Origin of the sequence: Synechococcus sp. R6-5 (genome assembly GCF_047461775.1) — a bacterium.
Lineage (GTDB): Bacteria > Cyanobacteriota > Cyanobacteriia > Thermostichales > Thermostichaceae > Thermostichus.
This window is the reverse complement of sequence record NZ_JANSHV010000060.1, coordinates 1-14,620: the sequence shown is the minus strand read 5'-3', so window position 1 is coordinate 14,620 and position 14,620 is coordinate 1. Positions and strand designations below refer to the sequence as shown.

Sequence of the window (14,620 nt, the reverse complement as noted above, 5' to 3'; positions counted from 1 at the left end):
CCATATTGCTACGCAACGCTTACGCGAATGCCACCGGTGCGGAGCACTTTGCCAGCCGCAGCGGGATCCGCTACCAGCCGCTGGGGGTGATTTTGGCAGTGATGCCCTGGAACTTTCCCTTTTGGCAGGTGTTTCGCTGTGCAGCCCCGGCCCTGATGGCGGGCAATACCCTCTTGCTGAAACATGCTTCCAACGTGCCCCAATCGGCTTTGACCCTAGAGCAGATCTTTCGGGAGGGGGGATTTCCGCCAGGGGTCTTTCAAACCCTGCTGATCACAGCAGCCCAGGTGGCAGAGGTGGTGGCGGATGAACGGGTGCGGGGGGCCGCCCTCACCGGCAGCGAAGCCGCCGGCTCCAGCCTGGCCCGTTTGGCCGGTCAATATCTGAAAAAAACGGTGTTGGAACTGGGAGGGAGCGATCCCTTCATCGTGCTGCCCAGCGCCGATCTGGAGGCAGCAGTTGCCACAGCGGTCACGGCCCGTCTGATCAACAACGGCCAGTCCTGCATTGCCGCCAAACGATTTATCTTGCACAGGGCTATCGCTGAACCTTTCACGGCTGCCATGACGGAGCGATTTCGCCGGCTCAAGGTGGGGGATCCCTTGGATCCGCAAACCGATGTGGGGCCTCTGGCTACCCCCAGCATTCTGCAAGAGGTGGATGGACAGGTGCAGGCTTTGGTGCAGGCGGGGGCCAAAGTTCACATCGGTGGCTCCCCCTTGGGAGGAAATTTTTACCCGCCCACGATCCTGAGCGACATCCCCCCCGATCATCCGGTGGCCCACCAGGAGGTGTTCGGGCCGGTGGCGCTGTTGTTCACCGTACCGGATGTGTCGGCAGCCATCGAGCTGGCCAACGGCACGCCCTTTGGCCTGGGCGCCAGCGCCTGGACAACCGATCCAGAGGAACAAGAGCGCCTGCTGGAGGAGCTGGAGGCGGGATCCGTATTCATCAATGGTCTGGTCAAGTCCGACCCGCGCCTTCCCTTCGGCGGCATCAAACGCTCAGGGTATGGACGGGAACTGAGCCGGGAAGGGATCCTGGAATTTGTGAATGTCAAAACCATTTGGGTGAAGTGATGGCGGAGACTGCTCAAAGGGATCCCCAGCCGGCGACGGATCCCGTGATCAAGCTGGATCAGTTCCTCAAGCTGGCGGGGGTTGCTCCCACCGGTGGGCAGGCCAAGCAGCTCATCCAAGCGGGGCAAGTGCGGGTGAATGGCGAGGTGGAAACCCGGCGGGGACGCAAGCTGCGCCCTGGGGATGAAGTGGCCGTGGGAGGTGGAGTTTGGCGAGTGCGCCTGGATAAGACCCCAAAGTCAGATCAGTGAACGGGTCAGTGCAACCGGATCAAAAGAAGCATGGCCAAGGCCCCGATTCCCCCTGCCACCGCAAACTGCCATTCCAGCCCCCACAGCAGGCAGGCAACTCCGGCCAGGATCTGGATCCCACCGGTCATCCAGTAGGGGAGGCGCGGCGGATCCACCAGGCCGTTGAGCCAGTGACCCAGCCCCATTTGCCACAGCCAAAACACCCCCAGGTATGGGCTCAAAGCTGCCAAAGGGGTACGCCCGACAAAGGGCAGCACCGAGAGGATCATGCCCTGGGCGATCACCAGCGTCCACACCAAGCCCACAAAGTAGAGATGGGCCAGTCCGGCTGTTCGAAACTCCGGCAGCCTGGTCTGCCGCACCATGTAGCCCAACCCAATCAGGGAAATCACCAGCCACAGCCAGTTGATGTTGGCCTCTTGGTGAAACTGGGTGGCAGCAAACCCAATCCCCAAAAGGACGGCCCAAACCAGGTACACCCGCCGACAAATGTTCCAAAAGGGAAGAGGGGATCCCAGGGGTTCCATTTGCATGGCCTTCACCTAATCGACGACGACAATGCGGCCCACCATGCTGGGGTGGATATCGCAGAAATAGTCCTGGATCCCAGCTACTTCGAACACCACCGCTTTGCTCTCGTTGCGACTTAGCCGTCCCGTTCCTTGGAATTGCGCTCCCTCTATGGGAGTAGCCGTGTGGGGGGTGGAATCCAGGTTGGTGAAGGTCACCTTGCCGCCCCGCTTGAGGATGATCTCCGGGGGCAGGTATTGAAACCCGCGAATGATCACCTCTGCTTCCGCCGTTGCCTCGACAGGATCTCGCTCCGCAACGGAGCTGGCTTGTCGCCACCGATCCACGGCCAAGATGGCCCCCGCATTGAGCAGGGATCCCAGCCCACTCAGCAACAGCAACCGCCGCGTCATTGGCATAGGGCTTTCTCCACACAGGTTAGGAAGCGAAAAAAAGCTGAGGCGTTCAGAAGAAGGCGATTGCGACAGCGGTGTGGAACACTCTGACCTCCAAAGAACCTCCAAAGATCTCCAAACCCCAAGATCCTACAGAGGACGTTGGAAGGCTTTGCAGATCATCGCCTCATCGCCGGCAGGGGTTACCAACAGCTCTACACCTTCAGGATCCAGCGCTCCCGAGTCTCGGCGCTGACAAAGGGGGCAGGCACCACCAGAATGCTGGGGTCAAGGCTGTGGAACACGGCCCGGATTGCGGTGGCATGGGCAACTTCGTTGGGGCCAATGGTGCTGGCAGCAGCCACCAGGTCTTTGTTGGAAAGCTGGACAAAGGCATCGTTGTAGGCTAGGGCCGCATCGAACTCCAGAGCCAGGGCCAGCTTGGCGATGTTGGCATCGGAATCGAGATTGCCTTCTTTGTTGTCGATGTAGGTGGAAAGGTCGTAGCTATCCCGCGCCCGAGAGGGGATCCCTCCCAGTTGCCGCACGGCACCCGCCAGCAGATCCCGATGCTGCTCGTGATCCTTCAGGTTCTTGGTGGCCACTTCCAACACGATCTTGCCCACCTCGGTGTTGCTCAACTTGCCGGCAGCGGTTTTGTAGGCCCAGATCGCCTGCTGTTCCAAGTCGATGGCGGCGTTGAGAATGGCAATATCAGCAGTGTTGGACTGAGCGGCACCGGGCAGGCTGCGCAACCCAATTGCTCCACCCACTCCCGCCAGCAAACCAGCCAACAACAAGCTGCGGCGGGAAGTTGCAGGGCTGGGATCCCATTCGGCAGCCAAGTGAGGCAGAGCGAAGGGAGTCTTCGAAGTTTTCATCTCAAGTCTCCTGTCTCGAAAGATGGCAACCAACCTTCAGGGACTTGCTCTTGGTCGGGCAATTCCCTCTCGGCCTGGTCTGATGGGAATACGCCGCTGATGCCACGGCGGATGCCTGGGGGAAAAGATTTGGATTGTGTGCTCAGCTTTTGGGCTGGGCTATTTTGAAAGTTGGGTTTCACTGGGGACAAGCGTTCGGTCGGTAGTGTCGTTAGCCATCCATTCGATTCTGGGCGTGAACCTGCACCTTGCTCTGCCGGAGGCCAGCCTACAGAGCTACACCACGTGGATTGAGGCGCGTATTCGGGAGGGTCAGGGCGCTCAGGTGGTTACCTGCAACCCGGAAATGATCATGCAGGCGCAGCGGGATCTGGCCTTTGCCCAGGTGCTGCAAGCGGCGGAGCTGGTGATCCCCGATGGCATTGGGGTGGTGTGGGCCCTGCGGCGGCAGGGGATCCGCGTCCAGCGGGTGCCGGGGATCGAGCTGGCAGAAACCCTGATCCCGTTGGCGGCAGAACGGGGGTGGCGCTTGGCCCTGGTGGGGGGAAGGCCGGAAGTCAACCGGGCAGCAATTCGATATTGGCAAGCCCAGTGTCCTGCTTTGGCCCTCTGGGGCTACCACGGCTACTTCTCTAGCGAGGAAGAAAAAGAGCTTCTGCAAGCTCTCCAGGAATTTCGACCGCAACTGGTGTGGGTGGGGCTGGGATCCCCGCGCCAGGAGCTGTGGATCCAGAAGTGGCGTCCCCTTTTGCCCCAAGCCATCTGGATGGGGGTGGGGGGCAGCTTGGACATTTGGGCCGGCCAAAAACGGCGAGCGCCCCGTTGGTGGCGTGACCATCACCTGGAATGGTTGTATCGTCTCTATCAGGAACCCTGGCGCTGGCGACGCATGTTAGCTCTGCCCAGCTTTGTCTGGCGAGTGCTGTGGGATCCCTCTTCTCGTTTGCGCCCCTAGTCTGCCGGCGCTCTCTCCCTCCTCTGTCTAGGCGCTTACTATGGTGATCGGTCAGCACATCGGCTATCCTCCTCGCTTACACCGTTGGGCGGGTACGGCTCCGACCCCTCATCCCCCTGCCCCAGCCCATCCAGAGGCCACCCTGGGCTTTTACAGCAGCACCCAATCCGGATCCCTGCAAGCCCCGGCCAGCATGGTGTCCTTGCGGGGCGTGAGCAAGGTCTTTCCCAACGGCAACTTAATTTTTCAGGATGTGAACTTGGAGGTGCGCCGCGGCGAGTTTGTGTTCGTAACTGGGGTCTCCGGGGCGGGCAAGTCCACCCTGCTGCGGCTACTCTACGGGGCGGAACAGGCCACCGAGGGCACGGTCATCGTCGATCAAGTCTGTCTCTTTTCTTCTGAAGGGCGGCGGCGACCCTACCGCATCCCACCGCGTCCGCTGGCCATGTTGCGGCGGCGCTTGGGGGTGGTTTTCCAAGATTATCGCCTTCTGGCCAACCGCACCCTGGCAGAAAATGTGGCCTTCGTGCTGCGCGCCCAAGGGCTGTCCCCCGCAGAAATCCGCCGTCGCATCGGGCCGACCCTAAAGATGGTGGGGCTGACCGAAAAGCGAGATCACTTTCCCCATGAGCTTTCGGGGGGGGAACAGCAGCGCCTTAGCCTGGCCCGTGCCATTGTCAACATGCCGGTGCTGCTGCTGGCGGACGAGCCAACAGGAAACCTAGATCCGGAAAACTCCCTCTTGGTTCTCCAGATTTTGGAGCGGCTCAATTCCTTTGGGGTGACCGTCATCATGACCAGCCATGACCCCTATCTGGTGGAGCGGGCCGGCCACCGGGTGGTGCGCATGGAGGGAGGGCGCCTGTATGATCTGCGCTGAGGGCTGCCGGGATCCCTAGTTTGCTCTTCACAGGTTTTGTTGAAACCTTGGGAGCAGCGGCTCCTGGGCGCATTGTTGGACGGTGAATAGCATGCAATCTCTCTCCCGACTTCTCAATAAAATCCGCTATCTCCTACAGGAGACTTTTTTGGGGTTGCGGCGGGGGGGCTGGCTGAACTGGGCTGCGGTGAGCACCCTGCTGGTGTTGTTGTTCCTGGTGGGGATCGGCGTTGAGCTGTCCTGGGGTGTGGATGCCACGGTGCAGTCTCTGGGGGGACAACTGGAGATCTCCGTCTACCTGGAGCCGGAACGGCAGGGGGTGGAGCTGCAACCTCAGGTCGCCCAACTGCCTCATGTGGCCGAGGTGAAGGTCATCACCAAAGACCAGGCTTGGCGCAACCTTTTGCTGGAAATGGGGATCCAAGACGAGGCGGCCATGGAAACCCAGTTGGGGGAGAACCCCTTGGTGGATGCTCTGCGGGTTAAGGCGGATTCCACCGAAGCCTTGGGGGAAGTGGCGGAGCAGATTCGCCAACTGGAAGGGGTGGATGAGGTCTACTACGGCGACCGCATTGTGGAGCAACTGGCCCAGCTCCAGGACATGCTGCGGCTGGGATCCCTGACCATTACCGGCGTGTTGGCCCTAACAGCGGTGGCGGTCATCACCACCACCATTCGCCTCATCGTCATGGCGCGGCGGCGGGAGATCGAGGTGATGCAATTGGTGGGGGCGACGGCAGCCTGGATTTACTTGCCCTTTATTTTGCAAGGGTGCCTGTTTGGGGTGATCAGCGCAGTGGGAGCTTGGGGATTGATCTTGGGATCCCAGCAGTTGCTGCAGGAGCTGCTGGAGCAGTTGATTGCCTTGCCCTTCCTCAAGGTGATGCAGGCAGATCGCAGCCAACTGGAGTTTTGGCTCTTGCCGTCGATGTTGTTGGGGATGGGGGTTTTTCTGGGCACCACCAGCAGCTTGATCGCGGTGCGCAAGTCGGCAGGGCGATGAGCTGGAGGCGATGCTGAGGAAAGCCCTGGATATTCCAATCTGAGGATCGCCATAGGATAAGATGATGGACTCTACTTCCCTGGCTTTCCAAGATCTGGCCGCCATGAACCCATTGCCTCCTCCCGCCCACCCCTACCAGTTCCGCGCTTTGGGCCTGATTAAGGGATCCCTGAAATCGATCCCCAAGACTTATGCGCAGGCAACCTTGGTTGCCTCTGACGGAGCAGAATATCCGGCTACCCCCGGACGCGCCGAGCTTCTCGGCCCCTTCGAGCACTGCATCAAGAGCGGCCATACCTACTGGTACTACGTGCAGCCGCAGCCGCGTTCAGGGGGGGCTTTGGGCTTGAGCATCATCCGCATCCTGGCCCTGCCGGAAGAGGAGCAAGACCCAGAGTGGGAAGAAGAACCGTTTTTGCCTGCCCCTGAGGACACAGAGGAAGGCTTTAACATCCGCGGCATTGTCGAGCCCCACGATGGCTTTGTTGAGGTGACCGTGCGGCGCAAGCCCCAGGGAACCAAGCAATTTGCTCCTCTGCAATTGCGCTTGGAAGGGTTCTTGCCGGGAGCTGTGGCGGGAGAGTTTTGGGATCTGTTGGCAGAGCGAGAGGGCAACAAACTGCTGTTGGTGGATGGTACCCGCCTGTTGACCGCAGTAGCCTAGCTATCTAGATTGGCCCTGCTTGAGAACCTTAAAATAAACCAAAGAGCTCCCTGACCGATGGTGTCTGCTGGCTTGTCCCAACGGGTCGCCCATCTATCCCCTTCCCCCACGCTATCCATTTCGGCTCTGGCTAAAGCCATGCAGGCAGAGGGGCTGGATGTGTGTAGCTTGAGCGCAGGCGAGCCGGATTTCGATACACCTGACCACATTCGGGCCGCGGCCATCCGTGCTCTGGAAGAGGGCAAAACCCGCTACGGCCCCACCGCTGGGATCCCCGCCCTTCGCCAAGCAGTGGCCGATAAGCTGCGGCAGGAAAACGGCCTGGAGTTCAGCCACGACCAAATCCTGATCAGCAACGGCGGCAAGCAAACCCTGTTTAACCTGGCCATGGTGCTGCTGGATCCCGGCGATGAAGTGATCCTGCCTGTTCCCTACTGGGTCAGCTACCCCGAAATTGCCATTTTGGCAGGGGCAAAGGTTGTGCAGGTGCAGACGGAAGAGGCCCAGGGGTTCAAGCTCACCGCCGCCCAACTGCGCCAGGCCCTCACCCCCCGCAGCAAGCTGCTGATTCTCAACTCGCCGGCCAACCCCACCGGAGCCGTTTACCACCAGCACGAGCTGGCAGCTCTGGCAGAGGTGATCCTCTCCGCCCCCCATCTGTACGTGATCTGCGACGAGATCTACGAAAAGCTGGTTTATGGACAAGCCCGCCACATCAGCCTGGGATCCCTTTGCCCTGACTTGATGCCGCGCCTGATTCTCAGCAGTGGCTTTGCCAAAGCCTACGCCATGACCGGCTGGCGGGTGGGCTACTTGGCCGGGCCCAAGCCCATCATTGAGGCGGCCATCAACCTGCAAAGCCACAGCACCTCCAATGTGTGTACCTTCGCCCAGTACGGCGCTCTGGAAGCCCTGACCAGCCCCCTATCGGCAGCGGCTGTGGAAAAAATGCGCCAAGAATTCTGGCAGCGGCGAGATCTGATGCTGGACGGGATCCGCACCTTGCCGGGGGTGACTTGCCCGGAGCCAGAAGGTGCATTTTATGTGTTTGTCAACATCGGCCAAACCGGGTTAAGTTCGGTGGAGTTTTGCCGGCAGCTGCTCAAGGAACACCACGTGGCTGCTGTGCCGGGGGTAGCCTTTGGGGCAGATTCCTACATTCGCCTTTCCTATGCTGCCGATCGCACCACCCTCGAAAAAGGGCTGCAGCGGCTGCACCGGTTTGTGTCTTCCCTCTGAGGATTGAAAAGAGCGGATGGATCCCCGCAGGCCATCCCCAGTGGCGGAATCCCCATTAGAGGTGTGAACACCATTGCTTAACCCTAGCTATAGTGTTAGGGGATGGGCTACGAGGGGATAACTCATGTCTGGCAGAACGGCGCTTGTCATCACCGTTGCCTGTTTGAGTGGGGGATCCGGAAAGACCACAGCCGCCCTCAACCTGGCCATCATGTTGGCCGAGCATGGCAAGACGCTGGCCGTTGACTTTGATCCGCAGGGCAACTTAAGCCAGTGGATGGGCTGGACGGATCTGTCCGAGTCGGCCACCATTGCCGAGACGATTCTGCCGGGGGCGGATCGGGTTCACATTCGGGAGATTATCCGTCCGCCGTTGAATGAGGATCGCCAGGAGCGGCTGTGGTTGGCCCCCAGCGATTACAGTCTCTCGCGGGCTATGGATGCGATCGTGATGGAGCCGGGGCGGGAGCTGTTTTTGAAGCGGGCTTTGCGACCGATTCTGCCGGAGTATGACTTTTTGGTCATCGACAGCCCCCCCTCGAAAGGGTTGCTCACCTACAACAGCATTCTCAGCGCCGATCTGCTGGTGGTGCCGACGGAGTGTACCCAAAAGGGGGTGATGGGGGCTCTGAGTACTCTGGTGCTGTTGAAAGAATTGGAAGAGCTGGATTTTCATGTGCCCAAGTTTTTGGGGGTGCTCCCCACCCGGGAACAATGGGTGGGCAACAACCGTACCAAAATGTCGCGGGCCGCGGTGGAAGCCTTGGCGGAAATGATGCAAGGGATCCCCATTTTTACGCCGGTGCGGCAAAGTACAGTGGTGCAGCAAACCAACAGCATGGGCTGGTCGTTGGCGGAGGCAGGGGAAGATCTCCTGGCCCAACCTTATCGTGAGGTCCTCAAGGCTGTGCTGGAGGCCCGCTAACATGGCTACCGCCAAGAAGCCTCCCAAAAAAAAATTGCCCACCGGCCCCACCAAGGCGGATCTGCTCTCGCGCATGGGGGTGAATAAGCAGCCAGAGCCGATGGAACTTGCGCCTACGGCTGCCGATGGCGTTGAGGCTCCGCTCCGTCCAAAAGACGACAGGGGAACGGATTCCCTGGATCTGCCTCACCCTGCGGCATTAGATGTTGAGCCCGATCCATCTGCCGCCGCCTCGTCCCCTCTGTGCCAGGTTGCCACAACCCCACCAGAGGCAGGACGGATGCCTCTCCTGGCCAGTGTGCTCTCCACACCTGAAGCTCCTTCTCGGGATGCGGATCCCTTGTCCAACTTGTCGCCCGCTCCGGTCGAGGTGGAAAGGGTTGTCTCCCCACCCCAGGTCAGTCTGGCCAAATGGGCCAATACTTCGCTGCCAACTGAAAAGCCAGCCGAGCTTTTGCCCCCTGCTACTGCTTGCACCGACAATGGGGTTCGCCGCAATGGCACCCCCAATGGGCAGGGTGCCCAGTCGGATCCCCGCGAGGCTCTGGATGCACAACTGGGCTTGCAAAAGCTTACCCTCAAATGGTCTGCCGAGAGGGTAGAAAAGCTGGGATCCCTGGAAAGCGCCACCGGGCTACCGGGCGAGATTTTGCTGGAAGTCCTGCTGGATCATTGGGAACAATTGCCCAAGCCCTTGCAGCAAGATTGCCTCCTGCAAGCCCACCGCATTCGCGTCGAGCGGCTGGTGATCAGCCAAAACTTCACCATTGCCACGATTGAGCAACTGCTCTTCACGTCAGCGTTGCGCAACAACAACGAGCAGCATCTGCTTTGAGTTCTGGCCGGTTGGCCTGGGAAATTCCCCCTCAAGATCTCCGCCAGTATGCCAGATAACAGGGATCCCTGTTCCTGTGCTAGGGTCAAAATGGTTCTGTTGGCTTTTCGCGCTTTTCGGCCTGTGCTCTCTCCCCCTCGCTACCTGGCGGCAACCCAAGCCCATTATCATCAAGTGCATTATTCACCCTACTTCTCACTTTTGTTTTTCTATCTTCTCCCTATTTCTCCCATCGTTTAGGGGACAGCATTGCAACGTCATCTTCTTTAAAACGACCAGGTTGTAGTGGAGCGGCAACAGTTGATGAAAGATCTTGATTTGACCAAAGCTGTAGAGCAACGGCGTACCTTTGCCATCATTTCCCACCCCGATGCCGGGAAGACCACCCTCACCGAAAAGCTGCTGTTGTACGGGGGGGCCATTCAAGAAGCGGGAGCTGTGAAGGCCCGTCGGGCGCAAAAGCGGGCCACTTCCGACTGGATGGAACTGGAAAAGCAGCGGGGTATTTCCATCACCTCTACCGTCCTGCAATTTGATTACCGCAACATTCGTCTCAATCTGCTGGATACTCCCGGCCACCAGGACTTCAGCGAAGACACCTATCGCACCCTGGCAGCGGCTGACAATGCCGTGATGCTGGAAGATGCCGGCAAAGGGTTGGAAACCCAGACCCGCAAGCTGTTTGAAGTGTGTCAGATGCGGGGACTACCGATTTTTACCTTTATCAACAAGATGGATCGCCCAAGCCGGGATCCCTTGGAGCTGATGGATGAAATTGAGACGGAACTGGGCCTCAAGCCCTATCCTGTCAACTGGCCGATTGGCTCAGGCGAGCGGTTTACTGCCCTATTTGACCGTCGGACTCAGGAGTTTCATTTCTTTGAGCGGGTATCTGGGGGGCGGCTAAAAGTTCAAGATACCGTTATTAAACTTGGGGATCCGCAAATTGAGGAGTTGATCGACAAGGACTTGTATTACCAATTCAAGGAAGAGCTGGAACTGCTGGATGGTCTCATGCCCACCTTGGATCTAAAACAAGTGCATTCCGGCAAACAAACCCCGGTCTTTTTCGGCAGTGCCATGACCAATTTTGGGGTGGAGCTTTTCCTCAATGCATTTTTGGAGTATTCCTTACCGCCAATGCCTCACGAGAGCACTGCTGGGCTAATCCCGCCCGAACATCCTGAGTTTACGGGCTTCGTCTTTAAACTGCAGGCCAACATGGATCCCCGCCATCGGGATCGCGTTGCTTTTGTGCGCATCTGTTCTGGCAAGTTTGAGAAGGATATGGTGGTCAACCATGCCCGCCTCAATCGTCCCATTCGCCTATCTTATCCCCAGAAGTTGTTTGCTCAAGAGCGCATCTCCATCGATGAAGCTTACCCTGGGGATGTGATCGGCCTGAATAATCCCGGCATCTTCACCATTGGGGATACCATCTACACCGGCCCGAAGCTGCGCTACGCCGGGATCCCTAGCTTTTCTCCTGAGCTGTTTGCCTACTTGAAAAATCCCAATCCTTCTAAGTTTAAGCAGTTCCAGAAAGGGGTAGCGGAACTGCGGGAAGAAGGGGCTGTACAAATCATGTACTCTATCGACGATTCCAAACGGGATCCGATTGTGGCAGCGGTGGGCCAGTTGCAGTTTGAGGTTTTGCAGTATCGCCTTGAAAGTGAATACAACGTCGAAACCCGACTGGAGATGTTGCCCTACACACTGGCCCGCTGGGTCGAGAATGGCTGGAAGGCGCTGGAGAATATTCCCAGCTTGTTTAACACCCTAGTTGTTAAAGACATTCAAGACAGGCCCGTTCTTCTGTTTAAGAACGAGTGGACTTTACAGCAATTTGCTGCCAGCAACCCTAAAATCAAGCTCAGCAAAATTGCCCCTATCTCGGATCTCGGCCCAGAATTGGGTGACGGCCAATAGATCAACCTAAGAGAATCCGTCTCAAAGAGCCTTAGGTTCTGACATTCAGTCGAGATGCCATTGGTCTCCACATCAGCGGTGTTGATAGGTGTTGATATCTTCGGATTTCTGAGCAAACCCCTCACACAGATCGCAGCAATTCCCCCATCTTTTTCCTGCATCGTCCAGGGACAGAGGGAGTGAACCATGCCTTCTTTCCCCAATATGGGATCCACTTCTCCTCGCTTTAGCTCTGCCCTCAGCGCCGATGCACCGCTTTGCGAACGCTCCTTGTGGGGACTGGATCCGCAAGCCGTTTTTTTGAATCACGGCTCCTACGGCGCGACCCCGAAAAAGGTGTTGCAGGCCCAGAGTGTATGGCGGGAACGCCTGGAGGCTCAGCCGGTGCAGTTTATGGGAGAGGAACTTCCTCGAGCCTTGCGGGCGGCGGCAGCAGAACTGGCCCATTTCGTCGGGGCCGAACCCGAAAATTTGGTGTTTGTGGAAAATGCCACCAGCGGGGTCAATGCCGTTTTGCGCTCGCTGCGGTTCCGGCCAGAGGATCAGATCGCCTGCACCAATCACGGTTACGGGGCCGTTCGTCAGGCATTGCAGTACATCTGTGCCCAGTGGGGAGCCATCCCAGTTGAGGCGCAGATCCCTTTCCCCATTGCGGGGCCAGAGCAGGTTATCGCGGCCTTCGAGGCCATCCTCACTCCCCAAACTCGCCTGGCGGTGTTGGATCACCTCACCTCGCCTACGGCTCTGATCTACCCCCTGCCTGAGCTGATCGGCCTCTGTCGGGAGCGCGGGATCCCGGTTTTGGTGGATGGCGCCCATGCCCCCGGAGTTCTCCCCTTGGAGTTGGAAAAGCTAGGAGCCGATTGGTACACCGGCAATGCCCACAAGTGGCTGTTTGCCCCGAAAGGCTGTGCCTTTTTGTGGGTGGCCCCCTATCGACAGGCCCAAACTCATCCTACGGTGATCTCCCACGGCTATGGGCAAGGGTTCACAGCGGAGTTCGACTGGGTGGGCACACGGGATCCCAGCGCTTGGTTGGCCATTTCAGCAGCCCTGGCGTTTATCCAAGGGGTGGGACTGGACAACATCCGTCAGCACAACCACACTCTGCTGCTGCAGGCGCGGCAGTTGCTCTTGGAGGCTCTTGAGGGGATCCCGCCCGCCCCCGAAAAGATGTTGGGCTTTATGGCCACCCTACCCTTGCCGCCATTTTGGCAGCAGTGGATCCCTGAGCTTCCTCTTGAGGAGCGCGCCCGTCGGCTTCACGATTACCTCTGGTACAAGTACCGCATTGAGGTTCCGATCATCCCCTTCGCCGGGCAGCTTTGGGTACGCATCTCGGCCCAGGTCTACAACCGTTTGGCAGAGTACGAACAGTTGGCGCTGGCCTTGCAGCATCTGCCCTGAGGTTTTGTCGGTTGAGCCGCTTTCACGACATTGCAAGTATAGTTGCTTCGCACACCAGTAAAACGATTCCAGATCTATGGTCAATTCAGTTGAGGATGAGATGACGTTACAGGTAGGATGGCATGCCAGTAGACCTCAGTAAAGAAGCCTTGACCTGAGAGAGAGTCGTAGGGCATGTCCAGGAAGGGAGCAGACCCACAGACGTACAGAGCCGGTCATACAGCGGAAGGGAAGGGTATGGGAGTCGGTAAAAGCAGCGCGGAACGCTTGGGGAGCGTCTCAATCTAGTTTGAAGCGACCGCAGTGCTTTCAAGAGGGCAAGGATGCATGCAGATGGAGGAACTTCTGTTGATGAAGTGACAAGGCCTGCTCTTGCGAGTCGGACTATTCTACTGGCCAGTGTCTCATTGCTATTTGAATTGACTATCTGAAAAAGTCAGAAAACGTATCCCGCAGATCCGAAAGCCGATCGTTGAAGCAGGTAAGCCGATCCCCTACAGAGTTCACCAGCGTCAGATCTGCCCGACCGGTTGTCCCTTCAAATCCCAGTAGAGGAACGCTCATGCGGCTGGGATCCGTGGGATTCTGGGAAACGCGGATGACGGCTCGATTGCGGTTAAATTGATAAGCCTCGGCCACATAGCGGATGGGCTCGCTCAAGGTGGGATCCACCGGCAGCCCTGGGGCCGGCAGGAGATCCACCAGCTCGGTGAACGTGCCACTCCGCAGGCCCACCACGGCAGCAGCTCCCAACTGGTTACAAATGGCAATGAGAACCGGCTCTTGGGCAGTGGCGGTGAGGTTGGCCAAGGTAACCGTGACCGTGGCGCGGCTGGCTGCTGGCGGGTAGGTGACCTCAAAGGTGCGGGCAAAGGCATTGCCCAGCTCGTCGCGGGCGCGAAAGCGAAGCTGCCCGGTGTAGGGCAGGATGGAAGAAAAGTAGATGCCAAAGCGGTCGCTGGGACTCCGTCCGGGGATATTGGCCTGTCCGGGGACATAGGCAAGGGCAGCCCGGCTTTGCCACTGATTGGGCGGGGTGTAGGGCAGCAGCGGGCCACTGGTGAAGTTGGGGGGTTCTTTGGGGGGCAGATCCGGCTGGCCATCTCTGTTCAGATCCAGCCCATTGCCCAAGAAGGCCACCGAGCGCTGTAAGAGAATAGGACGGTTTTGGTTATCCAAAAGGGGATTCCGCCTTTCTGCCAGCCCGGCATTGTCCACATAGACATTAAGGGGGCGATTTAGGATTTGGTTATCCCGCTGCCGCCGCATGTTGAACTGTAGGTAGGGCCCCACTGCGCCCGCTGCCGGGGATCCTCCTGTGATTTCAAAATCATCCGCCCGCAGGAAGACATTTTCCAGGGGGCCCAGAGGAGTTGTTCCCTCGCCGCAACCGACCAAGCCAAGCGCTAAAATGGCCAAGGCTGTATAAGCTACAACAGAGCATCCTTTTTCGATAGGGGAATCCGAGCTCCCACAAGTCGGCAGCAGGGGCCGGCAGGCATGCTTTGGCTTCAGCATTCATCTCCTCTCCACAACAGACACCTTGGCGAGGGTTAAACCCAACCGGACTGAGTTGAGGATGGGCGGGGATCCCTCTGCACTCATCGGATTCGCCTGAACCACTATACCGTGAGCCTCGGTTCAGCTAGAAATCGCAGGAGCCCCGC

At 58.6% G+C, this 14,620-nt stretch carries 15 protein-coding genes; 11 read left to right on the top strand and 4 right to left on the bottom strand.

Annotation, left to right across the window (positions count from 1 at the left end; genetic code table 11):
• Together NW818_RS03620 and NW818_RS03615 are read left to right on the top strand one after the other, a co-directional pair.
• Nucleotides 1–1,079 (top strand): aldehyde dehydrogenase family protein (locus tag NW818_RS03620; protein WP_414423852.1); only part of this gene is annotated, 1,079 nt, incomplete at its 5' end.
• Nucleotides 1,079–1,330, top strand: a complete 252-nt coding sequence (locus NW818_RS03615; RefSeq protein ID WP_414356120.1) for an RNA-binding S4 domain-containing protein — start codon at nt 1,079–1,081, stop codon at nt 1,328–1,330. The genes NW818_RS03620 and NW818_RS03615, both read left to right, overlap by 1 nt.
• Nucleotides 1,331–1,335: 5 nt before the next feature.
• Here the strand turns inward: NW818_RS03615 and NW818_RS03610 are convergent, their stop codons facing one another.
• The 3 genes from NW818_RS03610 to NW818_RS03600 form a co-directional block, all read right to left on the bottom strand.
• Entirely contained in the window at nt 1,336–1,863 is a 528-nt protein-coding gene (locus tag NW818_RS03610; RefSeq protein ID WP_414423851.1) for a hypothetical protein, read from the bottom strand.
• A 9-nt stretch (nt 1,864–1,872) separates the two neighbouring features.
• Nucleotides 1,873–2,253, bottom strand: coding sequence for a plastocyanin/azurin family copper-binding protein (locus NW818_RS03605; RefSeq protein ID WP_414423850.1), 381 nt, complete (start codon nt 2,251–2,253; stop codon nt 1,873–1,875).
• A gap of 197 nt (nt 2,254–2,450) precedes the next feature.
• Nucleotides 2,451–3,116, bottom strand: a complete 666-nt coding sequence (locus NW818_RS03600) for a DUF4439 domain-containing protein (RefSeq protein ID WP_414373409.1) — start codon at nt 3,114–3,116, stop codon at nt 2,451–2,453.
• 235 nt (nt 3,117–3,351) lie between these two features.
• Between NW818_RS03600 and NW818_RS03595 the strand changes: the two genes are divergently transcribed.
• The 9 genes from NW818_RS03595 (at nt 3,352) to NW818_RS03555 (ending at nt 12,953) form a co-directional block, all read left to right on the top strand.
• The gene (locus NW818_RS03595) at nt 3,352–4,071 is read left to right on the top strand and encodes a WecB/TagA/CpsF family glycosyltransferase (protein ID WP_414423849.1); all 720 of its coding nucleotides are present in this window, start codon (nt 3,352–3,354) and stop codon (nt 4,069–4,071) included.
• A 40-nt stretch (nt 4,072–4,111) separates the two neighbouring features.
• On the top strand, nt 4,112–4,951 hold the full coding sequence (locus tag NW818_RS03590; protein ID WP_238376738.1) for a cell division ATP-binding protein FtsE: 840 nt from the start codon (nt 4,112–4,114) through the stop codon (nt 4,949–4,951).
• A 91-nt stretch (nt 4,952–5,042) separates the two neighbouring features.
• Nucleotides 5,043–5,954 carry a cell division protein FtsX gene (locus tag NW818_RS03585; protein WP_414373412.1) on the top strand — a complete coding sequence of 304 codons (912 nt, stop codon included), beginning with the start codon at nt 5,043–5,045 and terminating at the stop codon, nt 5,952–5,954.
• A gap of 61 nt (nt 5,955–6,015) precedes the next feature.
• Nucleotides 6,016–6,618, top strand: a complete 603-nt coding sequence (locus NW818_RS03580) for a hypothetical protein (RefSeq protein ID WP_238376736.1) — start codon at nt 6,016–6,018, stop codon at nt 6,616–6,618.
• A 57-nt stretch (nt 6,619–6,675) separates the two neighbouring features.
• A complete protein-coding gene (locus NW818_RS03575; protein WP_414423848.1) occupies nt 6,676–7,857 on the top strand; it encodes a pyridoxal phosphate-dependent aminotransferase in 1,182 nt (393 codons plus the stop codon).
• 124 nt (nt 7,858–7,981) lie between these two features.
• Nucleotides 7,982–8,782, top strand: a complete 801-nt coding sequence (locus NW818_RS03570) for a ParA family protein (protein ID WP_011433472.1) — start codon at nt 7,982–7,984, stop codon at nt 8,780–8,782.
• Between the two features lies 1 nt (nt 8,783).
• A complete protein-coding gene (locus tag NW818_RS03565) occupies nt 8,784–9,617 on the top strand; it encodes a hypothetical protein (protein WP_414423847.1) in 834 nt (277 codons plus the stop codon).
• Between the two features lie 303 nt (nt 9,618–9,920).
• Nucleotides 9,921–11,546: a peptide chain release factor 3 gene (locus tag NW818_RS03560; protein WP_414389608.1), complete on the top strand. Its 1,626-nt coding sequence runs from the start codon at nt 9,921–9,923 to the stop codon at nt 11,544–11,546.
• 186 nt (nt 11,547–11,732) lie between these two features.
• Nucleotides 11,733–12,953, top strand: coding sequence for an aminotransferase class V-fold PLP-dependent enzyme (locus tag NW818_RS03555; protein ID WP_414351219.1), 1,221 nt, complete (start codon nt 11,733–11,735; stop codon nt 12,951–12,953).
• A 423-nt stretch (nt 12,954–13,376) separates the two neighbouring features.
• Here the strand turns inward: NW818_RS03555 and NW818_RS03550 are convergent, their stop codons facing one another.
• Complete coding sequence (locus NW818_RS03550) at nt 13,377–14,372, bottom strand: hypothetical protein (protein ID WP_414423846.1); 996 nt, start codon at nt 14,370–14,372, stop codon at nt 13,377–13,379.
• Nucleotides 14,373–14,620: the final 248 nt, after the last annotated feature.